Consider the following 22514-nt stretch of genomic DNA (forward strand, 5'->3'; position numbering starts at 1 on the left):
CGCATGGCCGACGACAAGATCATTCCCACCGTTTCCTTCAAGACCGCGCACACCGGCGTGTCGGCCAAGTCGGACGAGCTGGGCATGCGCCCGATGCAGGCGCTCGTGTACGAGAAACGGGGCGAACAATACCTGCTGATCAAGTCGCCCCCGGCATCGGGCAAATCGCGCGCCCTGATGTTCGTGGCGCTGGACAAGCTCAGCAATCAGGGCGTGCGCCAGGCCATCATCTGTGTGCCCGAACGCTCGATCGGCGCCAGCTTTGGTAGCGAACCGCTCAGCAAGTATGGCTTCCACGAGGACTGGGTGGTCGCGCCGCAGTGGAACCTGTGCAATGCCCCCGGAGCCGATGACCCCAAGGTTGCCAGATCCAAGGTCAAGGCAGTCGGCGAATTCCTCGCCAGCGACGAGCGGGTTCTGGTCTGCACCCATGCAACCTTCCGCTTTGCCTTCGATGAGCTGGGTCCCGAAGCCTTCGACAACCGCCTGATCGCGATCGATGAATTTCATCATGTTTCTGCCGATGCAGGCAACCGCCTGGGCGCTCAGTTGGCGCAGCTGATCGCGCGCGACAAGGCCCACATCGTCGCCATGACCGGCAGCTATTTCCGCGGCGATGCCATTCCGGTGCTGGCGCCCGAGGACGAAACGAAGTTCGAGACCGTCACCTATACCTACTATCAGCAGCTCAACGGCTACGAGTATCTCAAGACCCTCGACATCGGATACAGCTTCTACACCGGACCCTATACCGAGAAGATCTCTGCGCTGCTCGACCCGACAGTAAAGACGATCGTCCACATTCCCTCGGTCAATTCTCGCGAGAGCCTGAAGGACAAGCACCGCGAGGCCGAGGACATCATGAACCACCTTGGCGACTGGCAAGGCGTCGACCCCGAGACTGGTTTTCACCTGATCCGCACCTCGGCCGGGGCAGTGATCAAAGTCGCCGACCTGGTCGATGACGATCCGGCAAAGCGGGACCGCGTCGTCGCCGCGCTCAAATCTCCGAAGGCCCGCGAGGACCGCGATTTTGTTGATATCATCATCGCGCTCGGCATGGCCAAGGAGGGGTTCGACTGGATCTGGTGCGAGCATGCTCTGACCGTCGGCTATCGTTCAAGCCTCACTGAAATCATCCAGATCATCGGCCGCGCCACCCGCGACGCACCGGGCAAGCTGCGCGCGCGTTTCACGAACCTGATCGCGGAACCGGCGGCGGACGATCCGCTCGTGGTCGATGCGATCAACGATTACCTCAAGGCCATCGCCGCAAGTCTCTTGATGGAACAGGTTCTGGCGCCGCGCTTCGATTTCACGCCCAAGGACGCGGGCCCCAAGCCCGGTTTCGATTATGGCGAGAATGGCTACAAGGAAGGCGAGCTCAACATCGGCGTCAATGCCCAGGGGCAGATGCACTTCGAGATCAAGGGGCTCAAACTCCCCACCAGCATCGAGGCGACCCGCATCTGCCGGGAGGACCTCAACGAGGTCATCGCCGCCTTTGTACAGGAGAAGTCCATCGTCGAACGCGGCATGTTCGATCCCGATGTGGTGCCGGAGGAGCTGACCCAGCTGAAGATGGGCAAGATCATCCGCGAAAAGTTTCCCGAACTCAGCGAAGATGACCAGGAAGCGGTGCGTCAGCATGCTGTCGCCGCCATGACGCTCACACAGCAAGCCAAGGCAGCGGTGCTCGATGACGGCAGTGGCGAACTCAAGGCAAGCACGGCATTTGTAGACGGCGTTCGCAAGTTCGCCCTGAGCGTGACCGACCTCGATATCGACCTCATCGACCGGGTGAATCCCTTCAGCGCGACATACGCGGTGCTGTCGAAGGCCATGGACGCCCAGACGCTTGTCCAGGTCCAGGCGGTGATCAATTCCAAGAAGGACAAGCTGACCTACGAGGATGCCCGTGCGCTTGCAGAACGGGCGTTGGAATTCAAACGGGAACGAGGCCGACTGCCTTCGCTCACCTCGCAGGATGCATGGGAGCGCAAGATGGCTGAAGGCATCGCCTTTCTCCAGCGACACGCCACGAAGGCCGCCGGCAATGGCTGAACTGAGCGATCTTGAACTTCTGGCGGAACTCGGTGTCGACCTGGCACAGGAGACGACGCGGTCGCTGACGCCGCTGCAGGAGCGCATCATCGCCGGTTTCGAGGATATCCAGCGGTTCGTGAGCGAACATGGCCGGCTACCGCAGCATGGCGAAGACCGGGATATCTTCGAACGTCTCTATGCTGTTCGTCTCGACCAGCTGCGCGCAATGCCCGAAGCACGGGAACTGCTGGCGCCGCTCGACCGCGACGGCATCCTCGACGCCGCAGCCGTGCCGGCAGCCTCGCCGGAAGGGCTTGATGATGCCGCCTTGCTTTCGGAACTAGGAATTGCTGCGGATCCGGGCAGTGACATCACCCAGCTGCGCCATGTTGCCCCGCGTGCGGAGAAACGGTCGGCCGAGGAGATCGCCAACCGGGAACGCTGCGCCGATTTTACCGAATTCAGGCCCCTCTTCGATGCGGTCCAGGCGGACCTCGCGGCGGGCGCGCGTCAGGCCAAGGTCCTTGGCCAGTCCGAAGTCACCCTCGCGGAAATCCAGCCCGGAAATTTCTTCATCGTGGGGGGACAGCTGGCCTACATTGCCGCTTCCACAGAGGAATTCGTTACCCAGTACGAACGGACTGACCGGCGGGTGCGGGTGATCTACGACAATGGCACCGAAGCGAGCGTGCTGTCGCGGTCGTTCCAGAAGGCGCTGTACCGCGACGAATCGGCGCGGCGGATCACCGAACAACTGGCAGGACCGCTCTTCGGCAGCATTGCCGAGCCGGACGACCTCGAAAGCGGTACGATCTATGTCCTGCGCAGCAAATCGTCGCACCCGTTCGTCGATGAGCATCGCCAGTTGATCCACAAGATCGGCGTCACCGGACAACCGGTAGCCAGCAGGATTGCCAACGCCCGCAATGATCCGACATTCCTGCTCGCAGACGTCGAGGTTGTGGCAGAGTACCGGCTTTACAATATCAACCGCTCCAAGCTCGAAGGGCTGATCCACCGCGCGCTGGCCCCCGCACGACTTGACCTTTCGGCCGGAGACCGGTTCGGCAAGACAGTTCAGCCGCGCGAGTGGTTCCTCGTACCCTTGAGCGCCATCGACGAACTGGTCACGCGGATCAGTGACGGCTCGGTTACGAGCTTCCGCTATGATCGGGATCAGGCGCGCTTCGTTTCTGAATAGCCTGTACGCCGTTTGCTTCTGTCCTTGCGCTAGCCTGCGACGGAGGCAAATTGCTGTTGCTCCCAAGTGATTTGATGCCCTTTTGATCCGCCTCGTCACGCGGGCCGGTTGTCGGTGCGCGCAATTGCGAGGCAGCGATGAGCGTCATTCCGATCCGGTCCGAGGCAGCAACGCGCGGTGCGCGCATGCTCCGCACGGCGCTCGGCCCTGAAATCGGTGCCTGGCTGGAAGAGCCGGCGGTCATCGAAGTCATGCTCAATCCCGACGGACGACTCTGGGTCGATCGGCTCGGGCTTGGGATTGCCGATACGGGCGCGGTGCTGTCCGCCGCCGATGGCGAGCGGATCATCCGCCTTGTCGCGCATCATGTGGGCGCCGAGGTGCACTCAGGCGCACCACGGGTCTCGGCGGAATTGCCCGGGACGGGGGAGCGGTTCGAGGGGCTGTTGCCGCCGGTGGTGGCAGCGCCCAGCTTCGCGATCCGCAAGCCGGCAGGCGCGGTGTTCACTCTGGCGGACTATGTCGCGGCCGGGATCATGCCGACGGCATTCGCCGATGCTCTTGCTGCCGCGGTCGCGGCGCGGGCCAATATCCTCGTCGCGGGCGGGACGTCGACCGGCAAAACGACGCTGACCAATGCGCTCCTCGCCGAGGTTGCCCGGACCGGCGACCGGGTGGTGCTGATCGAGGATACGCGCGAGCTGCAATGCGCCGCGCCCAATCTGGTGGCGCTGCGCACCAAGGATGGCGTGGCCTCGCTTTCGGATCTGGTCCGTTCGGCCCTGCGGCTGCGCCCCGACCGGATCCCCATCGGCGAGGTGCGCGGCGCCGAGGCGCTCGATCTCCTCAAGGCCTGGGGCACCGGCCATCCCGGCGGGGTCGGAACGATCCATGCCGGCTCTGCGCTCGGCACGCTGCGGCGGCTCGAGCAGTTGATCCAGGAAAGCGTGGTCACGGTGCCGCGCGCCCTCATTGCCGAGACCATCAATGTCATCGCCGTGCTCGTCCGCGACGGCACCGGTCGCCGCCTCGCGGAACTGGTCCGCGTCGAAGGCCTCGATGCCGCAGGCGACTACCACCTCATCCCCCTTGTTCCCCCAACCGAAGGAGAATGCCCATGACCCACACCCTTGCCCGCGCCCGCAATGGCGCGTCCGCGATCATGCTCACTGCTGCCGCCGCCCTGGTCACGGTCATGCCGGCCCATGCCGCCGGCTCGTCCATGCCGTGGGAAGCCCCGCTCCAGTCGATCCTCGAATCGATCCAGGGGCCCGTCGCCAAGATCGTCGCGGTGATCATCATCATCGCCACCGGCCTCGCGCTTGCCTTCGGCGACACCTCCGGCGGTTTTCGGCGGCTGATTCAGATCGTCTTCGGCCTGTCGATCGCCTTTGCGGCCTCGTCCTTCTTCCTCTCGTTCTTCTCGTTCGGCGGCGGAGCGCTGGTCTGATGGAGACTCCGCCGCCTGGACTGCCGCTGGGTTACGTCGTGCCCGTCCACCGGGCGCTGACCGAGCACATCCTGCTCGGCGGCGCGCCGCGCGGCCTCGCGATCGCCAATGCGACGCTGGCCGGTGCGATCGGGCTTGGTCTGCGCCTGTGGATCGCCGGTCTCGTCCTCTTTGCGCTCGGCCACATGGTCGCAGTCTGGGCGGCCCGGCGCGATCCGCAATTCGTCGATGTCGCCCGGCGGCACCTGCGCTTCCCCAATTTCCTGAGGGTGTGACGCTCCATGTTCTCGCTTCGCGAATACCGGAACAAGGCTGACCGCCTCGCCGACTTCCTGCCCTGGGCGGCGCTGGTCGCGCCCGGCGTGGTGCTCAACAAGGACGGCAGCTTTCAGCGCTCTGCCCGCTTCCGGGGGCCCGATCTCGACAGCGCGACCCCTGCCGAGCTCATTGCGACCACTGCGCGTCTCAATAGCGCGCTGCGCCGCCTCGGTTCGGGCTGGGCAATCTTCGTCGAAGCGGTGCGCCGCCCAGCGCAGGACTACCCGGAAAGCGACTTCCCCGATCCGGCCTCGGCCCTGGTCGAGCGTGAGCGCGCCGCCCAGTTTGCCGAGGAAGGCGCCCATTTCGAGAGCCGCTATTATCTGACGCTGCTGTGGATGCCGCCCGCCGAGGATGCCGCGCGGGCCGAGAGCTGGCTCTACGAAGGCAAGGCCCACAAGGGCGTACAGGCGCGTGAACTGCTGGAGCTGTTCAGCGATCGCACCGACCGGCTGCTGCGCCTCATCGAAGGTTTCGTGCCCGAAGCCGCCTGGCTGGGTGACAGTGAGACACTGACATACCTCCACAGCTGCATCTCGACCCGCAATCATCGGGTGCGCGTCCCCGAGACGCCGATGCATCTCGATGCGCTGCTGGCCGACGAACCGTTGACCGGGGGTCTCGAACCCAGGCTCGGCCAAGCCCATCTGCGCACCCTGACCGTGGTCGGCTTTCCGAGTGCGACGTTCCCGGGCATCCTCGACGAGCTCAATTCGCAAGGCTTCGCTTACCGATGGTCGACCCGGGCGATCATGCTCGACAAGACCGATGCGACGAAGCTGCTGGGCAAGATCCGCCGCCAGTGGTTCGCCAAGCGCAAGTCGGTTGCCGCGATCCTCAAGGAGGTCATGACCAACGAGGCCTCGGCGCTGCTCGACAGCGACGCCTCGAACAAGGCCGCCGATGCCGATGCGGCGCTGCAGGAACTGGGCTCGGACCTTCAGGGCATGGCCTATGTCACGGCCACGGTCACCGTCTGGGACGAAGATGCCGCCATGGCGGCGGAAAAGCTCCGCCTCGTCGAAAAGGTCATCCAGGGCCGCGATTTTACCGTGATCGTCGAGGGCATGAACGCGCTCGAAGCCTGGCTCGGCTCGCTGCCGGGCCATGTCTACGCCAATGTCCGCCAGCCCCCGATCTCGACCCTGAACCTCGCCCACATGATCCCGCTCTCCGCAGTTTGGGCCGGGCCGGAATGGGACGCCCATTTCAGGGCGCCGCCGCTATTCTATGCCCGCACGGAAGGCTCGACCCCGTTCCGCTTTGCGCTCCATGTCGGCGATGTCGGCCATGCGCTGATCGTCGGACCGACCGGAGCGGGCAAATCGGTCCTGCTCGCGCTGATGGCGCTGCAGTTCCGGCGGTATGACCGCGCGCAGATCTTCGCCTTCGATTTCGGGGGCTCGATCCGGGCGGCAGCGCTCGCCTGCGGCGGCGACTGGCAGGATCTCGGAACCAGTCTGGCAGGCGATGGCGCCGGCGCTGTCATGCTCCAGCCCCTTGCGCGGATCGACGAGCCTGCCGAGCGCAACTGGGCGGCGGAATGGCTCCAGGCGATCCTGACCGGCGAGGGCGTAACCGTCGATCCGGCGACCAAGGAGCATCTCTGGTCGGCCCTGACTTCGCTCTCGACCGCGCCGGTTGCCGAGCGCACGCTCACCGGTCTTGCCGTGCTGCTCCAGTCGCAGGCCCTGAAGCAGGCGCTCGCGCCCTATTGCATCGGCGGGCCCTTCGGGCGGCTCCTCGATGCCGAGGCCGAGCAGCTGGGCGAAGGCAAATTCCAGGCTTTCGAAACCGAAGGGCTGACCGGTTCGGCTGCCGCCCCTGCCGTGCTCTCCTACCTTTTCCACCGCATCGAAGGCCGCCTTGATGGCTCGCCGACCCTCATCATCATCGACGAGGGCTGGCTGGTCCTCGATAGCCCGGCGTTCGCCGCCCAGCTGCGCGAGTGGCTCAAGACCCTGCGCAAGAAGAACGCGAGCGTCGTCTTTGCGACCCAGAGCCTTGCCGACATCGAAACCTCGGCGATCGCCCCCGCTATCATCGAGAGCTGCCCGACCCGCATCTTCCTGCCCAACGAGCGAGCGATCGAGCCGCAGATCCTCTCGGTCTACCGCCGGTTCGGCCTCAATGACCGGCAGATCGAGATCATCGCCCGCGCGGCCCCCAAGCGCGACTATTACTGCCAGTCAGCCCGCGGCAACCGCCTGTTCGAACTGGGCCTCGGCGAGGTTGCACTCGCCTTTGCCGCCGCCTCCTCGAAGACCGACCAGCTGGTGATCAGCGAGCTGACCGAGACCCATGGCACCGCAGGTTTTGCCCGGGCCTGGCTCAGGCATCGCGGTCTCGCCTGGGCCGCCGACATGCTTCCCGCAGATCCTGTTTCCCCCGCCCGCAGCGATCAAGCTGTGGGCCAACCCAAGGAGTAGTGCCCATGAAATCGCCCCGTAAACCCCCGGGCCTCCGGCCGATCCTCGCGGCAGGCGCGGCTGTGCTGTCACTCGGTGCGGCCGCGATCATGCCCGCCCCGGCCCATGCCCAGTTCGGGTTCGGCGGGATCGTCTATGATCCCTCCAACTATGCCCAGAACGTGCTGACCGCAGCCCGCACTCTCGAGCAGATCAACAACCAGATCCGCATGCTGCAGAATCAGGCAACGCAGCTCATCAACGAGGCACGCAACCTGCAGGCCCTGCCGCTGACCGTGCTCGAGCCGCTCCAGCAGCAGATCCGGCAGACCCAGCAGCTGCTGAGTAAAGCCCAGGGCATCGCCCATAATGTCGAGGCGATCGAGCGCGAGTTCGCCCGCAACTATTCGCCCGCCAGCCTGACCGGATCGCAGCGCGACATGGTCCGCAACGCTCAAGAGCGCTGGCGCACCAGCGTCGGGGCCTTCGAGGATGCGCTCAAAGTACAGGCCGGAGCCGTGCAGAACATCGAAGGTGCCCGCACCGCCGTGCAGAGCCTGGTCACTGCCAGCCAGTCGGCCACTGGCGCGCTTCAGGCAGCACAAGCCGGAAACCAGCTGCTCGCGCTGCAGTCGCAACAGCTCGCCGATCTCATCGCGACGATGGCGGCAATGAACCGGGCCCAGGCGCTCGATGCCGCCAATGAAGCTGCCGCCAAGGCCCAGGCCCGCGAGCAGCTGCGCCGCTTCGTGGCGCCGGGCCGCGGCTACGTGCCGGTGAGCACGAAGCTCTATCGGGACTGAACGCCATGGAGACCAAGCTCTTCGCGCGGATCACAGCCGGAGCCTTTGTCGCTGTCGCGCTGACCATGACCGTGCTGACCATGCGCGAAGAGCGAGAGGTCCCTCTGCCCGAGATGGTCACCGTCTGGGAGCCGGACGGCGATCCGCTGCCCGCACAGCTGAAGGCCTGCGCCGCCATGGGCGAGCTTGCGCTGTCGTCACCCGATTGCCGCGCGGCCTGGGCCGAGAAGCGGCGGCGCTTCCTCGGGATCGAAGGCGGAGAGCCGTCACCGGCCCCACAAGCCGAGCCGCCGCACCTTCACCAACCGTCAGTACAGGACCAGTGACATGGGTGGCACCGGCGTCGTCGACCGCTTCCTCGACATATTCTCACGCTACATCGATTCCGGTTTCGGCCTGCTGTCGGGCGAGGTCGCTTTCATCGCGACCACGCTGATCGTCATCGACGTGACGCTCGCCGCGCTGTTCTGGACCTGGGGCGAGCAGGACGACGTCATCGCCCGTCTGGTCAAGAAGACCCTGTTTGTGGGGATCTTCGCCTACATCATCGGCAACTGGAACAACCTCGCCCGGATTGTCTTCGAGAGCTTCGCCGGCCTCGGCCTCAAGGCCAGCGGCACCGGCTTTTCGGCAGGCGAACTGCTCCAGCCCGGCCGTGTCGCCCAGGTCGGGCTCGATGCCGCGCGGCCCCTGATCGAGGCGATCTCGGATCTGATGGGCTTCGTCAGCTTCTTCGAGAATTTCCTGCAGATCATCATCCTGCTGGTCGCCTGGGCGCTGGTCGTCATCGCCTTCTTCCTCCTCGCGATCCAGCTGTTCGTCACGCTGATCGAGTTCAAGCTGACCACGCTCGCCGGTTTCGTGCTCATCCCCTTCGGCCTGTTCGGCAAGACCGCTTTCATGGCCGAGCGCGTGCTCGGCAATGTCATCTCGAGCGGGATCAAGGTTCTCGTACTGGCGGTCATCGTCGGCATCGGCTCGACCATCTTTTCGGAATTCACCAGCGCCATTCCGGCCGAGCCGACGATCGAGGATGCGCTCTCGATCGTGCTGGCGAGCCTGACCCTGCTTGGTCTGGGCATTTTCGGTCCCGGCATTGCCAACGGCATTGTCGCTGGCGGACCGCAGCTTGGCGCAGGCGCCGCTGCCGGAACCGCGCTCATGGCGGGCGGTGCTGCTGCCGGAGCTGTCGCCGGTGCGAAACTGGCAGGTGGCGCGGTTGCCAGTGCGGCTTCCAGTGTTGCCCATGGCACATCGCGCGCCGCCGGCGGCGCCACCACCGCCTATGCCATGGGCTCGGCGGGCAAGAGGGGCGCAGCTGCCGTCGGATCCGGCATGGCAGCGGTCGGTGACGCTGCGCTCGGCGCAGCAACTTCGCCGCTGCGCAAGGCCGGTGAAGGCATGAAGCAGTCATTCCGCGATGGCGGCCGTGCCGCGATCACCAATACGGGCGGCACGATTACCCCCGGTCCCAACACTCCGCCGCCGCCGCCAACCGATGGCGAAGCCGGCCCGCCCGCCTGGGCCAGGGCCATGAAGGACCGGCAGACCATCACTCACGGCGCGACCATCGCTGCCCACACACTCAAGGCCGGCGACAGCAGCGGTGCCGGCGCTTCCATCGATACCTCGGAAAAGGACTGACGCATGTTCCGACGACCCTCGATCCGCTACGGCAGGACTCCCGAACCCGAAACGCCCTACCAGCGCGCCGCCCAGGTCTGGGATGACCGGATCGGATCGGCCCGCGTTCAGGCCCGCAACTGGCGGATCGCCTTTTTCGGCGCGCTGGGCCTGTCGACCTGCCTGACCGCCGGGATCATCTGGCAGGGCGCACGCGGCAGCATTGTGCCTTGGGTGGTCGAGGTCGACAAATTGGGCGAAGCCCAGGCCGTGGCCCCTGCCGACGCCGGTTTTGCACCGTCCGATCCTCAGGTCGCTTTCCACCTCGCGCGCTTCATCGAGCAGGTCCGCAGCATCCCCGACGATCCGATCGTCGTGCGCCAGAACTGGCTCAGGGCCTATGATTTCGCGACCGACAAGGGCGCGCTCGCCCTCAACGACTATGCCCGGACCAACGATCCCTTTGCCCTCATCGGGCGGGAGCAGGTTGGCGTCGATGTCACCAGCGTGATCCGCGCATCGCCGACCAGCTTCCGGGTCGCCTGGGTCGAGCGCCGCTACCGCGACGGTAGTCTCGCCGAGACAAGCCGCTGGACCGCGATCCTCACCACCGTGGTCCAGCCCCCGCGCACTCCCGATGCCCTGCGTAAGAACCCGCTCGGCATCTTCGTCAATGCCATCAACTGGTCAAAGGAACTCGGATCATGATCAGTCAGACCCGGCGCGCGGCGCGCGCCCTGACCTTCGCTGCCCTCAGCTCGAGCCTCGCGCTCGTCTATCCCCTGCAGGCCCGGGAACACCCGGCGTCCCCGCCTGCCGCGCCTGCGACGGTCAGCGAGACATCGCAGGCGCCTGCTTCGGGCGCCCGGGTGGTGGCGATCCCCGTACCGCTGCCGCTTCCCGGTCAGCTCAAACCCTTGCCGCAGGCGGAGCCCCCCGCTGCGGGCCGCTCCCGCCTGACCCGGAGTCACCCCGCTCCGCGCGATCAGGTGGGAGCGGCAAACGATGCCGCGCGGGTGCAGCCTGACCGCACCGGCTTCGTCAACGCGATCCAGCTCTATCCCTTCACCAGGGGCGCGCTCTATCAGGTCTATGCCAAGCCTGGGCAGGTCACCGACATTGCGCTTCAGCCCGGCGAACGCCTGGTCGGATTTGGTCCGGTTGCTGCTGGCGATACCGTGCGCTGGATGATCGGCGATACCGTCAGCGGCAGCGGAGCGAGCGAACAGGTCCACATTCTGGTCAAGCCGATCCGGCCCGACATCGCCACCAATCTCGTTATCAACACCGACCGGCGCACCTATCATCTCGAACTGCGCGCCAACCCTTCCGTCTACATGGCCTCGGTTTCCTGGGCCTACCCGGAGGACGAACTGATTGCCCTGCGGCGGGATCGTGCCGAGGCTGAGCGCGCCGCGCCCGTTGCCGCAGGCATGGACCTTGCCAATCTCAACTTCGGCTACCGGATCGCAGGCGACAAGCCGACCTGGCGACCGCTGCGTGCCTTCGATGACGGCACGCGAGTCTTCATCGAGTTTCCGGAAAGCATTGCGCAAGGCGAATTGCCGCCGCTGTTCGTGCTGGGCGCGCGCGGCGAGGCCGAACTGGTCAATTACCGCGTCTCGGGACGCTACATGATTGTCGACCGGCTCTTTGCCGCTGCCGAGCTCCGGCTCGGCGGGCGCAAGGGCCAGGACAAGGTGCGGATCGTCACCGCGCGCCGGGGCCGGTCATGACCGGGGCGGCCGACAACGAAAACCGGGAGCAGCCGCTGGTCGATCCCGAAAGCGCGGTGAAGCTGCGCGGCGATCCCCCGCGCGTCATGCGCCTGTCGCGCAAGGCCATCGGACTTGCCTCGGCTGCTGCCTGTGCGCTGGTCTGCGGTGCCCTGATCTACGCCCTCCAGCCCGAGGGACGAAAAGGTGCCGAGGAACTCTACAATACCGATGGTGTCGCCGTGGCCGACAATCTCGCCGGCGCGCCCAAGGACTATGGCCAGGTGCCCAAGCTCGGTCCTCCGCTCCCCGGTGACCTTGGCAAGCCGATCCTCGATGCCCAGAAGCGCGGCGATGTGGCGGCCCTGCCGCCGGCAGGTTCCGGGCCTGCGCCAAATCCCGCTGCCGATGCAGCCGCAGCTGCCAGACAGCGCGCCGAGCAGGAACGCGAAGCGGCTCGCGGCAGCCGTCTGTTCTTCGCAGGTGGCACAACCGGCTCGGTTGGCGGGAGCTTGGCCAGCCCGCCTGCAGGAGGCGACCCGCCAAGCTCTGCGCCCGCTACGGCCCCTTCTTCCGATGCCGCGCGCCGGCAGGCCTTTCTCGACCGAGCCAGTGACCGGCGAACCGTTTCTTCCGAGCGGCTCGTTGGCCTCGCAGCCCCTGCGATCCTCCAGGCCGGTTCGGTCATCCCGGCGGCGCTGATCACGGGCATCCGTTCGGACCTGCCCGGGCTGGTGACGGCCCAGGTGACCCAGAACGTCTATGACAGTCCGACGGGACGGATCCTCCTGATCCCGCAAGGCGCGCGGCTGATCGGCGACTACGACGCTGATGTCGCCTTCGGCCAGAACCGGGTTCTGCTCGCCTGGAACCGGCTGATCCTGCCTGATGGCCGCTCGGTGGTGCTCGAGCGGCAGCCCGCCGCCGACACGCAAGGTTTTGCCGGGCTGCAGGACGGCACCGATTACCACTGGGGCGGGGTACTCAAGGCCGCGCTGGTCTCGACCCTGCTGGGCGCTGGTGCGGAACTCGGCTCAGGCGATGATGGCAACCTGGCCCGCGCGTTCCGGCGCGGCACACAAGACAGCATCAATCGCGCCGGCGAGCAGATCGTCAGCCGGGAGCTCAACGTGCGGCCGACATTGACCATCCGGCCCGGCTTTCCGGTGCGGGTGCTGGTGACGCGCGACCTTATTCTGGGAGCGGGCCAATGACCCGCCTTAAGCTTTCGGACATTGCCGACGAAAAACCGGTCCGGCTGACAATCGAGCTGCCCGCGCGGCTGCACCGCGAGCTGTTGGCCTATGCGGCAGCAGTGAATGGTGGGGCCGCGGCGGGCGCGCCGACGGTCGAACGCCTGATTGTGCCGATGCTGGAACGATTCGTCGCCAGCGACCGCGCCTTTGCCAAAGCGAGACGTGCTCAGGCCGGATAACGCTCGTTGATCATCGTGAAAAAGCGCTGCAGCGCGGGGTTCTCGTTATCCTCGCGCCAGTAGAGCGCAAAGTCGATCCGGGCGGTGCCGCCATTGTCATAGATGTCCCGGAACTGCAGTTCTGGCCATGCAACCCCCATCGAGGCTTCGGTGGCTATGGTGATGAAGCGTCCAACCGGCACCATGCTGAGCACGCTCTCGAGGCTGGTTTCCTGGGTGATGATGTTGGGGCGGTAGCCTTGCCCGGTGACGCGGGCAGTGATCAGATTGCGGATCATCTCACCGATTCCCTGGCGCGGGACGACAAAGACCTCGCGGCGAAGATCGCCCCAGTAGATCCGGCTTTCCTCAAGCAAAGGATGCCCGGGGTAGAGCGCGGCGACAAGCCGCTCGGACCAGACCGGGCGCGAGGCAATCCCCTGTTCCTCGCTGCCGTGCGGGGCGATCGCGACGTCGATCGTCCCGGCTCTGAGATCGCTGCAAAGCTTGTCCGGATCGCCTTCGACCCCGTCGAACTGGACATCGGGAAACCGGGTCAGATAGTCCGAGAAGGCAGCCTTGACATGGCCGGCCATCAGCGAGGAGCAATAACCGACAGCAAGGCGGCCCTGCTCGCCGTAACCGACCGCCCGCGCCGTGGTCTGAAGATTATCAAGATCAGTGATGATCCGGCGTGCGGTCTCGAGGAAGACCTTGCCGGCTTCGGTCGGCTCAGCGCCCCGGGTAGTACGCCCGAACAGTTTGACGCCAAGCTTGTCTTCAAGTTGCAGAACGCTTCGGCTGAGCGTGGCCTGCTTTACATTGAGTCTGGCCGCCGCTCTCGAGAAGCTGCGAAGGTCTGCGGACATGACCGCGAAACGAAGCTGACGAATTTCGACGGTCACGCTAGATCAGCTCTCCTGTTCACGGCGAACAGTGTTGAGAAGTGTTCGCCGATTTCGCAACAAAAATGTATTCATAATAGATATTTATTATGGGGCGGAGACATCGACGCCGCAGGCAACTGCATCCGTAATTACCGAATTGCACTTTGCCACAGCATGTAGATTGCCACGACGAAGATCAGACCTGCGAACAGAGTGTTGAGCAGCCCCTTCATTGCGGACAATCGCTGCGACAGCAGTGTTCCTGCGATGCCTCCCGCGACGCCGCCCAGGATGAAGACACCCGCGAGGGCCCAGTCCACGAGTCCCGACAAGGCGTAGTTTACGGCTGCCGTCAGCCCGAAAGCGGTGACTGCCACGAGCGATGAGCCGACCGCGTTGCGCATCGGCATGGCAGTCGATGCCATCAGCGCCGGAACGATCAGAAAGCCGCCGCCAATGCCGAAAAAGCCGGAGAAGAGGCCGGTGCCGAGCCCGTAGCCCATAACTTTGGGCGCATTCTCGCGGCGGCACTGGACATCGGGATTGCCGGGATCTTTGCGGTTGCGGATCATCAGTGCGCCCACCACCAGCATGAGCAAGGCGAACAGGAACAGCAGACGTTGTCCGTCCATGGCCTTGCCTAGGGTCGAGCCGGCATAAGCCCCCGCGACACCCGCGGCGGCGAACATGCCGGCGCACCGCCACTTGATCGTGCCAGCCCGCGCGTGCGGCACGAGGTTGGCGCCGGCATTGACCGCCACTGCCAGTGCGCTGGTGCCGATCGCGATATGCGGCTGGGGCACGCCCACCAGATAGACCATGAGCGGGACGGCGAGGATCGAACCGCCCCCTCCGACCAGACCGAGCGTGAACCCGACAAGGCCGCCGGACCCCGCACCGAGCAGATACTGAATGGTGTCGAGCGCCATCGCGTCAGAGCCGGTTGAGCGGCAGCTTGAGGTAGCTCACCCCGTTTTCTTCGGGTTCCGGGAAATGTCCGCCGCGCATGTTGACCTGGATGGACGGCAGAATCAGGCGCGGCATGTCGAGCGTGGCGTCACGCGCTTCGCGCATGGCGGCGAACTCATCCTCGCTGACGCCATCATGGATATGGACATTGGCGCGGCGCTGCTGCGCCACCGTGGTCTCCCAGGCGTAAGTGTCACGGCCCGGCGCCTTGTAGTCATGGCACAGGAACAGGCGACTGGCTTCGGGCAAGGACAGAAGGCGGCGCACCGACCGGTAGAGCACGCGGGCATCCCCGCCGGGAAAGTCAGCACGGGCAGTACCATAGTCCGGCATGAACAGGGTATCGCCGACGAAGACGGCATCGCCGATCACATAGGCCATGTCGGCCGGAGTGTGCCCGGGAACATGCAGCGCGATGGCTGGAATGGAGCCGACCGAGAAACGGTCGCCCTCGTCGAACAGGTGGTCGAACTGCGAACCATCTCGGGCAAAGCGGGTGCCCTCGTTGAAAATCTTGCCGAACACATTCTGCACGGTGAGAATGTGGCGTCCGATCGCCAATTTGCCGCCAAGCTGTTCCTGCAGATAGGGCGCGGCCGAAAGATGGTCGGCATGAGCATGCGTTTCGAGCAGCCATTCGACCTCCAGCCCCTGCTCGCGAACATAAGCGATGACGGCATCGGACGAAGTGGTGGAAGTGCGCCCCGATGCCGGATCGAAATCGAGCACGCTATCGATGATTGCGGCCTTGCCGGTCGCAGGATCGGACAGCACATGGGTTACAGTGAAGGTCGCTTCATCGAAGAAGCTGCTAATATGGACCGCCGCCGGATCGGCCTGCTGCACGATCTCTGCTGCGGCGGCAATGACGGGGTCTGACATGCTCATTCCTTTCGTGGATGGTTGTCGGCGGCACCGAGGTGCCGCCGATTGCCTGACCTGGTTCAGAGGGTCTTGGTGCTGAAATACCAGTCGACATAGTCGTAGCCTTCGCCGGCGCGAGCTTCGGCTGCCGGCGCGGTCTGCGGCGGGGGCACGATCACCTTGTCACCGGGCTGCCAGCCTTCGGGCGTCGCCACCTTGTTGGCGTCGGCCGTCTGCAGGGCCTGCATGAGACGGACAAACTCGGCAATCGAGCGACCATTCGACATGGGGTAGTAGACCATGGCGCGCAGCGTGCCTTCGGGGTCAATGAAGAAGGTGGCGCGAACGGCCTGGGTGTCGGACGCTCCCGGGTGGACCATGCCATAAGCGGTTGCCACCTTCATCGAAATGTCCTCGATGATCGGGAAGGGGATCTCGACGCCGAACTTCTCCTTGATCGAACGGACCCAGGCAATGTGGGCGTAGTTGGAGTCGATCGACAGCCCGAGCAGTTCGGTGTTCATCGCCTTGAATTCATCGGCGTGGCGGGCAAAGCCCATGAACTCGGTGGTGCAGACCGGGGTGAAGTCGGCCGGGTGGGAGAAAAGGACGAGCCACTTGCCCCGATAGTCCGCCAGCGAACGCTGGCCGTGGGTGGTCTTGGCACTGAAATCGGGGGCCGGCTCGTTGATGCGCGGCATGGCGGGGGTGGTGATCGTGTCAGTCATGATGGCCTCCTTGATTGGCTGAGGGCATCAATATCGCAATTTAATAAATTAGTTAAATGGCATATTTGATACAGAGTAATCGACGGAGCCGATTTGACGGTGGCCGGGCGCAGTAGATGGCGCAAATGCGTTGTCCTCCGGATGAGGGCGATCTGCGAGTCGGCGATCATTTTATGATTTTCCCGCACCATCGGACCCAAGGCTGCCTGCCGGACCTTCCTCGACCGTGACGCCATCGCGGATGTTGTAGAGGCGGCGGAAGGTCGGGATGATCTTTTCATCATGGGTGACCACGATGATCGCGGTTTCGAACTGCCGGGCCATGGTGTTGAGCAGATCGACCACGGCCAGCGCGCGAACGCTGTCGAGCGGTGCGGTCGGCTCATCCGCAAGGATCACTGGCGGCCGGTTGACCAGCGCGCGGGCAATGGCGACGCGTTGCTGCTCGCCGCCCGACAACTGGGATGGCATGGCCGCCGCGCGGTGGGCCACATCGAGCGCCTCCAGCAGATCGCGCGCCTCCTTGCGCGCCTCGGCGTTAGGCTTTCCCGCCAGCATCGGCAGCAGGGCGACATTGTCCGTCACGTCCAGGAACGGGATCAGGTAGGGCGCCTGAAAGATGAAGCCGATCAGGTCGCGGCGCAGCGCGCGCAGATCGCCCACTTTCCAGCCATCGTCGTAGATCACCCTGTCGCCGATGGTCATGCGCCCCGAAGTCGGCTCGATCACTGCGCCCAGACACTTGAGCAGCGTGCTCTTGCCGGAACCGGAAGGGCCGATCAGACCGACCACTTCGCCCTTGGCGACCGACATATTGACGCCGCGCAGGGCATGGACGGCGGTATCGCCCTGGCCATAGGTCTTGACCAGGTTCTCGATGCGGATGCCTTCAGCCACCGATTGCCTCCGCCGGATCGACTTTCAGCGCGGCATGGATCGCCAGCAGGCTCGCCAGCGCGCAGATCGCCATGACTGCAAAGAATCCGCGAACGGAATCGGCCGGCAATAGCAGCACGTATTTGGGGAAGAACGGCGCCCAGAAAGTGGCGGCGATCTTGCCGACGGCAAAGCCGATCAGGCCCAGGCCCAGCGCCTGTTGCAGGATCATGCCGGCAATCGTGCGGTTGCGCGTACCGATCAGCTTCAGCACGGCGATTTCGCGGATCTTGCCGATGGTCATGGTGTAGATGATGAAGGCGACGATCGCGGCGCTGACGATGGCCAGGATCACCAGGAACATGCCGATCTGCCGCGCCGAGTTGGCGATCATCTTGTCGACCAGGATTTCTTCCATCTGCGCGCGGGTATAGACGGTCACGCGCTGCCAGCGCCGGATGGCGGCGGCAACGGCGTCGGCATCGGCGCTGGGTGCAACGGTCACCAGCACGGCATTGACGTTGGTGCTGCTGGCCTGCGCGGCGTTGACCGCTTCGGCCACCGCCGGATTGCCCGGCGGGTTCAGCGCCGGGCTGGATGCCGTGCGCGCCCGCTGGCGGACGATGGCATCGGCATCCTTTTCGAACTGGGCTTCCTGCGCGTCCTTGAGCGACAGGAACAGCATCGGATCACCCCCGGACGAGACCATCCGGCTGGTCAGGCCAACAATGCGATAGGTATTCCGGCGCACTTTCACCTGATCGCCGATGGCAAAGCCGGTCTTCACATCGGCCACGGCCTCGTAATGACCCTGAACGATCCGGCGCCCGGCCATCAGGTACGGGGGCTGGCCAGGCTCGCCCGGCTGGGTGACTTCTGCCCCCACCACCATGACCCGCACGTCCTTGCCCCGGTGCGCGATCTGCATGGTCAGATAGGTAACGCCCGCTGCCCGGTCCACCCCCGCCATGGCGCGGATGGGGCGTTCGGTATCCTCGTTCAGGCTGGAGGGTTCGGCATAGGGGCCGAGCGTGTCCTTCTGCACCACCCACAGATCGGCCCCGCTGTTGTCGAGCAGGGCCTGGGCATCATCGATCATGCCGCGATAGACCCCGGCCATCGACAGGGTGACGCCGATCAGCAGGCCCAGCCCCACGCCGGTCAGCACGAACTTGCCCCAGCCATGCAGGATGTCGCGGCCGGCAAGGCTGATCATGGCAGCTTGTCGACCACGGTGATGCGGCTGGAGGCCGTGAGCGGCCGGGCGCTATGCAGGATGACCTGATCGCCCCTCGCGAGGCCGTCCAGCACCTGGACCCAGCCGTCGGAATCTTCCGCGCCGAGCTTCAAGGACACGAATTCCAGATCGCCGTCACGCATGGCCCAGACGCCCACCGCGCTGCCGATGCGGTGAATGGCGGCATTGGGCAGGGCCAGCGTGCGCTCCCGTGCGGGCAGGCCCACCGTCACTTCGGCGAGTTCCCCGATGGGCGGAAGCGCAGCACCCGCATCGAAACTGACCTTGGCCAGCACTTCCTCCGTCACGGCATCAGCCACCGGCTCCACCCGCAGGATGGCGCCGCGCAACGGGGTGTCGCTCCGCGAGCGCAAGACGATGCGTGCCGGAAGGCCTGCCGCGATGCCACCCGCGCGGGTCTGGTCGAACCGCGCGTTGATCCAGAGCTCAGCCGGATCGACGATTTCCACGACGGCTTGCCCGGCCACCACGGTTGTACCCGGTTCGGCCAGGCGGCGGACAACCAGTCCGGCCCTTGGGGCAATCAGGCGCAAGTTGGCCTTCTGCTCTTGCAGGGCTGCACGTTCCGCCCCGGTACGGCCTCGGTCCTGTACAGCTGCCGAACGGTTGGCCTGCGCGGCGGCAAGTGCCGCCTCGGCGGCTGCCAGGGCCTGGCGTCGCTGGTCCAGTGCTGCGCGGGTCAGCCAGCCGCCCCGGAAGAGTTCTTCGCCGCGCGCTGCTTCGCTGCGGGCCAGGGCAAGGCGCGCACTGGCATCGGCCACTTGCGAGGCAGCCGCCGCCTCCAGTGCGGCAGAGCGACCGGCGCTGCCCGATGCGGCGGCGATGCGCTGGTCGAGATCGATCGGGTCGATCACGGCCAGAACCTGCCCGGCTTCCACCCGCTCGCCCACATCAACCGCCAGGCTGGCGACGCGTCCCGGCGCGGTCGGGCCGATCCGGTGGGTAAAGCGCGCTTCCACCGTGCCGATCCCGAACAGGGCTGGCGTGATTGCGCGCTCCTCCACCTGAACGACTGTAACCTTGACCGGAGCCAGCGGGCCGGAGCGGAGGGCGACGAATCCAAGCAGGAGCACCAGGGCGGCAAGCACGATCACCAGCAACAGGGCGCGGCGGCTTTGTGGCAAGGCTATGCGCATGGCGAGGCTCCCAGGCTCTGTCGGAACAAGCCGAACAAGCGCCGGGCAAGGACCGGCATGGCCGTAAAATCATCGACCGCGAGACCCTGCATGACCATGCCTTGCACCATGGCGAGGAACAGCACGGTCGCGGCTTCGACGTCAGTGGTGTCCGCGATAGCGCCCGCCTCCCGGGCAGCGTGAAGCTCGCGGGCTACCCTGGCCCGGTATCCAGCCATCAGGTTGCGGACTATCGCCTTGGTCGGGGTTTCGCCGGCGCGTTGCAGCTCACCAAACAGAATACGCGGCACGCCGGGGCTGGCGATGACGAAATCGACATGGGTGGCCAGCATCGCTTCCAGCCGGGCGAGCGGGGAGAGATCGGCTGAAAGGTTGTCAAACCGATGGTTCAATTCGGCGCAGGTCCATTCGAGCACGGCGGTCCAGATCGCCAGCTTGTCCGGAAAGTGCCGGAACAGCGCGCCCTGCGAAACACCCATGGCGGCGGCAATCTGCCCGGTGGTCATCACGGCCGGATCATGGGTTGCCGCCAACTCAATCACGGTTGCCACGGTCTCGGTTCGGCGCAAGTCGGCAGAGAGATAGGGACGGTTCATGGCCATACCCTGCCACAAAGAAAGCGACTGGTCACTTTTCTTTTTGAACGACGCGGTTATGGTGCGCCGATCACCACAGGAGACCCGCGATGACCGACGCCTCCCACCATCATGCCGATGCCCTCAAGTATGAAGACTGGGCCGGCGAAATGGGCGCGCGCTGGCTCGCCAACCTCACGGGCTTTGAAAGCACGATTGCGCCGGCGGGCGAGGCGCTGCTGGCCCATGCCGCCTACCAGCCCGGCGACCGCGTGGTGGACATCGGGTTCGGTGGCGGGGCGACCAGCCTTGCCATTGCTCAGGCCGTCGCCCCGAAAGGTGAAGTCGTCGGCATCGATATTTCACCTGACCTAGCCGCTGCGACGACGCGCCGTGCGGCGGCTGCCGGAATTGCTAATGCGCGCTTCATTTGCGCCGATGCGGCGACCGTTGCCGTGCCGGAGATGCCGTTCGACCGGCTGTGTTCGCGCTTTGGCTCGATGTTCTTTTCCGAGCCGGTCCCAGCCTTCGCAAACCTGCGAGGCCTGCTGAAGGCCGGGGGACGGCTCGATCTTGCCGTCTGGGGGCCGCCGCAGCAGAATCCCTGGATGCTTGAAGGCATGGCCGTCGCCCGCCGTCATATCGAAATGCCTGCGCCCGTGCCGCGCGCGCCGGGACCGTTTGCCTTTGAAGATCGGGACTACATGGAAGAAACGCTGGTCGCCGCAGGCTTCAGCAATGTGAATATCGTTGCGACCAAGGGAGAGCTGCCCGTCGGCGGTCCTGGCGCCACGCCGCAGCAGGCACAGGCCTTCGTGCGCCACGCACTCGCCTTTGGACAGGCGCTGCTCGATTACCCGCCGCAGGTCCAGGAAGCAGCTGCCGCGGAGCTGACATCGCTTTACACCAAATACTATCGCCCGGGCGAAGGGGTGATGATGGGGTATGCCATCTGGCTGGTCAGCGCCAATGCCTGACAATCGCCGCTTTACCATACGCTTTGGCTGCGCGTTCCTGCCGGCTGTCCTGCTGTTTGCCGCGCCTGCCATTGCCGAACCCACCCCGGTTACGGTGCGCGTCATCAGTCAGGACGCCAAGTTTGTTGGCGACAGTACTGGCGGGGCGCAGGTGATCCTGCGCGATGCGGAGAGCGGGCACATTCTCGCCGAGGGCATAACCGCAGGCGGCACCGGCAATACGGATCGGATCATGCAGTCGACTGGCCGCAGCCCGCTGCGCGCGACGGACGATGCAGCCGCCTTTCACGCAACGCTGGATCTCGTCGGGCCAACCTTGGTCGAACTGGAGGTCAAGGGCGCGCTTGGCCGCCCAGGTTCCGCCGTCAAGGTTACTGCGCAGCGCTGGATGATGCCTGGAGTGCCGATGACAACCGGCGACGGCTGGAGCATCGAATTGCCCGGCCTTGCCGTGACGCCCATGGCCAGCCTTGAGCCGGAGGGCCTGCGGATTACGGCGAAGGTCGAGCCGATGTGCGGTTGTCCGCTGATCCCTGGCGGCCTTTGGGACTCAGCCGATTACGAGGTGGAGGCAAGCCTCTGGCAGGATGGTCATCAGCTTCGCAAGGCGAGACTGGCATTTGCGACTGCACCCGGCGGTTTCGCCGGGGTGCTGCCGCTGCCGGCGAGCGGGCGCTACACGCTCGTCCTGTTCGGGCACAACACGGTTACCGGAAGTTCGGGGTTGGGACGGATCGAAGTCCAGGTGCCCTGATCTCCACCGTAAGGAAAGGCCTTTGCTGCCATGATCCTGTTCTGGGCCCTGCTGATTGCCTTTGCGACCGTGGGATTGTGCGTCATCGTCCACTATGAGGCGCTGCGCCTCACCTCGCTCCTCATTCCCCGGCTGACCATCCCGCCGCGACCCAAGGTCCTGGTGGTGATCGCGGCAGTTTTTCTCGCTCACCTGGCCGAGATCGTGATCTTTGCGGTTACGTACCGGTTGATGCAGCCTTTTCCTCAACTGGGCGAGATCGCCGGCCACTTTTCCCGAAGCGCGGTCGATTATTTCTACTTCTCGGTCACGAGCTTCACGACGCTCGGCATTGGCGACCTGTTCCCCCACGGCGCCTATCGCATCGTGGTTGGTTTTGAATCCCTGACGGGCTTTGGACTGATTGGCTGGTCGGTGTCTTTCACCTATCTTGTCATGCAGGAATTCTGGACCCAGCATGGACCCAGGCCAAAGCGCAAAATTGGCCGTGATGAGCGATGAACGCGCGGCTC

Annotated in this window: 24 protein-coding genes; 16 read left to right on the forward strand and 8 right to left on the reverse strand. The window is 65.2% G+C overall.

Annotation, left to right across the window (positions count from 1 at the left end; all coding sequences use genetic code 11):
• Window positions 1-3 precede the first annotated feature (3 nt).
• From H7F53_RS08805 to H7F53_RS08865, 13 genes are all read left to right on the forward strand, one after another.
• A complete protein-coding gene (locus H7F53_RS08805) occupies window positions 4-2064 on the forward strand; it encodes a DEAD/DEAH box helicase (protein ID WP_185679120.1) in 2061 nt (686 codons plus the stop codon).
• Window positions 2057-3247 carry a GIY-YIG nuclease family protein gene (locus tag H7F53_RS08810; protein ID WP_185679121.1) on the forward strand — a complete coding sequence of 397 codons (1191 nt, stop codon included), beginning with the start codon at window positions 2057-2059 and terminating at the stop codon, window positions 3245-3247. The genes H7F53_RS08805 and H7F53_RS08810 overlap by 8 nt, the downstream gene beginning before the upstream one ends.
• 137 nt (window positions 3248-3384) lie before the next feature.
• Window positions 3385-4368, forward strand: coding sequence for a P-type conjugative transfer ATPase TrbB (trbB, locus tag H7F53_RS08815; protein ID WP_185679122.1), 984 nt, complete (start codon window positions 3385-3387; stop codon window positions 4366-4368).
• Window positions 4365-4697, forward strand: a complete 333-nt coding sequence (locus H7F53_RS08820) for a TrbC/VirB2 family type IV secretion system protein (RefSeq protein ID WP_185679123.1) — start codon at window positions 4365-4367, stop codon at window positions 4695-4697. Before trbB ends, H7F53_RS08820 begins: the two co-directional genes overlap by 4 nt.
• Window positions 4697-4972 (forward strand): VirB3 family type IV secretion system protein, encoded by a 276-nt coding sequence (locus H7F53_RS08825; protein ID WP_168903945.1) that lies wholly within the window; start codon window positions 4697-4699, stop codon window positions 4970-4972. The genes H7F53_RS08820 and H7F53_RS08825 overlap by 1 nt, the downstream gene beginning before the upstream one ends.
• A 6-nt stretch (window positions 4973-4978) precedes the next feature.
• Entirely contained in the window at window positions 4979-7444 is a 2466-nt protein-coding gene (gene trbE / locus H7F53_RS08830) for a conjugal transfer protein TrbE (RefSeq protein ID WP_185679124.1), read from the forward strand.
• Window positions 7445-7449: 5 nt separating this feature from the next.
• A complete protein-coding gene (trbJ, locus tag H7F53_RS08835; RefSeq protein WP_185679125.1) occupies window positions 7450-8226 on the forward strand; it encodes a P-type conjugative transfer protein TrbJ in 777 nt (258 codons plus the stop codon).
• A 5-nt stretch (window positions 8227-8231) separates the two neighbouring features.
• The gene (trbK-alt, locus tag H7F53_RS08840) at window positions 8232-8552 is read left to right on the forward strand and encodes a putative entry exclusion protein TrbK-alt (RefSeq protein WP_168903948.1); all 321 of its coding nucleotides are present in this window, start codon (window positions 8232-8234) and stop codon (window positions 8550-8552) included.
• Between the two features lies 1 nt (window position 8553).
• The gene (gene trbL / locus H7F53_RS08845) at window positions 8554-9870 is read left to right on the forward strand and encodes a P-type conjugative transfer protein TrbL (RefSeq protein WP_168903949.1); all 1317 of its coding nucleotides are present in this window, start codon (window positions 8554-8556) and stop codon (window positions 9868-9870) included.
• A gap of 3 nt (window positions 9871-9873) precedes the next feature.
• The gene (gene trbF / locus H7F53_RS08850; RefSeq protein WP_118072670.1) at window positions 9874-10557 is read left to right on the forward strand and encodes a conjugal transfer protein TrbF; all 684 of its coding nucleotides are present in this window, start codon (window positions 9874-9876) and stop codon (window positions 10555-10557) included.
• Complete coding sequence (gene trbG, locus H7F53_RS08855; protein WP_168903950.1) at window positions 10554-11585, forward strand: P-type conjugative transfer protein TrbG; 1032 nt, start codon at window positions 10554-10556, stop codon at window positions 11583-11585. The genes trbF and trbG overlap by 4 nt, the downstream gene beginning before the upstream one ends.
• The gene (locus H7F53_RS08860; protein ID WP_168903951.1) at window positions 11582-12778 is read left to right on the forward strand and encodes a TraB/TrbI/VirB10 family type IV secretion system protein; all 1197 of its coding nucleotides are present in this window, start codon (window positions 11582-11584) and stop codon (window positions 12776-12778) included. The genes trbG and H7F53_RS08860 overlap by 4 nt, the downstream gene beginning before the upstream one ends.
• Window positions 12775-12999, forward strand: a complete 225-nt coding sequence (locus tag H7F53_RS08865) for a DUF2274 domain-containing protein (RefSeq protein ID WP_168903952.1) — start codon at window positions 12775-12777, stop codon at window positions 12997-12999. Before H7F53_RS08860 ends, H7F53_RS08865 begins: the two co-directional genes overlap by 4 nt.
• Here H7F53_RS08865 and H7F53_RS08870 read toward each other — a convergent pair.
• From H7F53_RS08870 to H7F53_RS08905, 8 genes are all read right to left on the reverse strand, one after another.
• Window positions 12987-13883, reverse strand: coding sequence for a LysR substrate-binding domain-containing protein (locus H7F53_RS08870; RefSeq protein ID WP_185679126.1), 897 nt, complete (start codon window positions 13881-13883; stop codon window positions 12987-12989). The two genes, H7F53_RS08865 and H7F53_RS08870, sit on opposite strands and share 13 nt — an antisense overlap.
• Window positions 13884-14014: 131 nt before the next feature.
• The gene (locus H7F53_RS08875; protein WP_185679127.1) at window positions 14015-14794 is read right to left on the reverse strand and encodes a sulfite exporter TauE/SafE family protein; all 780 of its coding nucleotides are present in this window, start codon (window positions 14792-14794) and stop codon (window positions 14015-14017) included.
• Window positions 14795-14798: 4 nt separating this feature from the next.
• Window positions 14799-15716 carry an MBL fold metallo-hydrolase gene (locus tag H7F53_RS08880; protein ID WP_185679128.1) on the reverse strand — a complete coding sequence of 306 codons (918 nt, stop codon included), beginning with the start codon at window positions 15714-15716 and terminating at the stop codon, window positions 14799-14801.
• A 62-nt stretch (window positions 15717-15778) separates the two neighbouring features.
• Window positions 15779-16426 carry a peroxiredoxin gene (locus H7F53_RS08885; protein ID WP_118072676.1) on the reverse strand — a complete coding sequence of 216 codons (648 nt, stop codon included), beginning with the start codon at window positions 16424-16426 and terminating at the stop codon, window positions 15779-15781.
• Between the two features lie 171 nt (window positions 16427-16597).
• Window positions 16598-17323: an ATP-binding cassette domain-containing protein gene (locus H7F53_RS08890; protein ID WP_185679129.1), complete on the reverse strand. Its 726-nt coding sequence runs from the start codon at window positions 17321-17323 to the stop codon at window positions 16598-16600.
• Window positions 17316-18518, reverse strand: coding sequence for an ABC transporter permease (locus H7F53_RS08895; protein WP_185679130.1), 1203 nt, complete (start codon window positions 18516-18518; stop codon window positions 17316-17318). Before H7F53_RS08895 ends, H7F53_RS08890 begins: the two co-directional genes overlap by 8 nt.
• Entirely contained in the window at window positions 18515-19696 is a 1182-nt protein-coding gene (locus H7F53_RS08900; protein WP_185679131.1) for an efflux RND transporter periplasmic adaptor subunit, read from the reverse strand. The genes H7F53_RS08895 and H7F53_RS08900 overlap by 4 nt, the downstream gene beginning before the upstream one ends.
• On the reverse strand, window positions 19687-20292 hold the full coding sequence (locus H7F53_RS08905; RefSeq protein ID WP_185679132.1) for a TetR/AcrR family transcriptional regulator: 606 nt from the start codon (window positions 20290-20292) through the stop codon (window positions 19687-19689). Before H7F53_RS08905 ends, H7F53_RS08900 begins: the two co-directional genes overlap by 10 nt.
• 89 nt (window positions 20293-20381) lie before the next feature.
• Between H7F53_RS08905 and H7F53_RS08910 the strand changes: the two genes are divergently transcribed.
• From H7F53_RS08910 to H7F53_RS08920, 3 genes are read left to right on the forward strand one after another with little or no spacing between them, the layout of a single operon-like run.
• Window positions 20382-21248, forward strand: coding sequence for a class I SAM-dependent methyltransferase (locus H7F53_RS08910; protein WP_185679133.1), 867 nt, complete (start codon window positions 20382-20384; stop codon window positions 21246-21248).
• Window positions 21241-22002 (forward strand): hypothetical protein, encoded by a 762-nt coding sequence (locus tag H7F53_RS08915; RefSeq protein ID WP_185679134.1) that lies wholly within the window; start codon window positions 21241-21243, stop codon window positions 22000-22002. Before H7F53_RS08910 ends, H7F53_RS08915 begins: the two co-directional genes overlap by 8 nt.
• A 30-nt stretch (window positions 22003-22032) precedes the next feature.
• The gene (locus H7F53_RS08920; protein ID WP_118072680.1) at window positions 22033-22503 is read left to right on the forward strand and encodes a potassium channel family protein; all 471 of its coding nucleotides are present in this window, start codon (window positions 22033-22035) and stop codon (window positions 22501-22503) included.
• Window positions 22504-22514 lie beyond the last annotated feature (11 nt).

Source organism: Novosphingobium piscinae (assembly GCF_014230355.1).
In the GTDB taxonomy this organism is placed as follows: Bacteria; Pseudomonadota; Alphaproteobacteria; order Sphingomonadales; family Sphingomonadaceae; genus Novosphingobium; species Novosphingobium piscinae.

Bases quoted from the DNA above. Each gene is read 5' to 3' on its own strand.
- H7F53_RS08805 (WP_185679120.1), top strand. From the start codon at position 4: ATGGCCGACGACAAGATCATTCCCACCGTTTCCTTCAAGACCGCGCAC.
- H7F53_RS08810 (WP_185679121.1), top strand. From the start codon at position 2,057: ATGGCTGAACTGAGCGATCTTGAACTTCTGGCGGAACTCGGTGTCGAC.
- trbB (WP_185679122.1), top strand. From the start codon at position 3,385: ATGAGCGTCATTCCGATCCGGTCCGAGGCAGCAACGCGCGGTGCGCGC.
- H7F53_RS08820 (WP_185679123.1), top strand. From the start codon at position 4,365: ATGACCCACACCCTTGCCCGCGCCCGCAATGGCGCGTCCGCGATCATG.
- H7F53_RS08825 (WP_168903945.1), top strand. From the start codon at position 4,697: ATGGAGACTCCGCCGCCTGGACTGCCGCTGGGTTACGTCGTGCCCGTC.
- trbE (WP_185679124.1), top strand. From the start codon at position 4,979: ATGTTCTCGCTTCGCGAATACCGGAACAAGGCTGACCGCCTCGCCGAC.
- trbJ (WP_185679125.1), top strand. From the start codon at position 7,450: ATGAAATCGCCCCGTAAACCCCCGGGCCTCCGGCCGATCCTCGCGGCA.
- trbK-alt (WP_168903948.1), top strand. From the start codon at position 8,232: ATGGAGACCAAGCTCTTCGCGCGGATCACAGCCGGAGCCTTTGTCGCT.
- trbL (WP_168903949.1), top strand. From the start codon at position 8,554: ATGGGTGGCACCGGCGTCGTCGACCGCTTCCTCGACATATTCTCACGC.
- trbF (WP_118072670.1), top strand. From the start codon at position 9,874: ATGTTCCGACGACCCTCGATCCGCTACGGCAGGACTCCCGAACCCGAA.
- trbG (WP_168903950.1), top strand. From the start codon at position 10,554: ATGATCAGTCAGACCCGGCGCGCGGCGCGCGCCCTGACCTTCGCTGCC.
- H7F53_RS08860 (WP_168903951.1), top strand. From the start codon at position 11,582: ATGACCGGGGCGGCCGACAACGAAAACCGGGAGCAGCCGCTGGTCGAT.
- H7F53_RS08865 (WP_168903952.1), top strand. From the start codon at position 12,775: ATGACCCGCCTTAAGCTTTCGGACATTGCCGACGAAAAACCGGTCCGG.
- H7F53_RS08875 (WP_185679127.1), bottom strand. From the start codon at position 14,794: ATGGCGCTCGACACCATTCAGTATCTGCTCGGTGCGGGGTCCGGCGGC.
- H7F53_RS08880 (WP_185679128.1), bottom strand. From the start codon at position 15,716: ATGTCAGACCCCGTCATTGCCGCCGCAGCAGAGATCGTGCAGCAGGCC.
- H7F53_RS08885 (WP_118072676.1), bottom strand. From the start codon at position 16,426: ATGACTGACACGATCACCACCCCCGCCATGCCGCGCATCAACGAGCCG.
- H7F53_RS08895 (WP_185679130.1), bottom strand. From the start codon at position 18,518: ATGATCAGCCTTGCCGGCCGCGACATCCTGCATGGCTGGGGCAAGTTC.
- H7F53_RS08900 (WP_185679131.1), bottom strand. From the start codon at position 19,696: ATGCGCATAGCCTTGCCACAAAGCCGCCGCGCCCTGTTGCTGGTGATC.
- H7F53_RS08905 (WP_185679132.1), bottom strand. From the start codon at position 20,292: ATGAACCGTCCCTATCTCTCTGCCGACTTGCGCCGAACCGAGACCGTG.
- H7F53_RS08910 (WP_185679133.1), top strand. From the start codon at position 20,382: ATGACCGACGCCTCCCACCATCATGCCGATGCCCTCAAGTATGAAGAC.
- H7F53_RS08915 (WP_185679134.1), top strand. From the start codon at position 21,241: ATGCCTGACAATCGCCGCTTTACCATACGCTTTGGCTGCGCGTTCCTG.
- H7F53_RS08920 (WP_118072680.1), top strand. From the start codon at position 22,033: ATGATCCTGTTCTGGGCCCTGCTGATTGCCTTTGCGACCGTGGGATTG.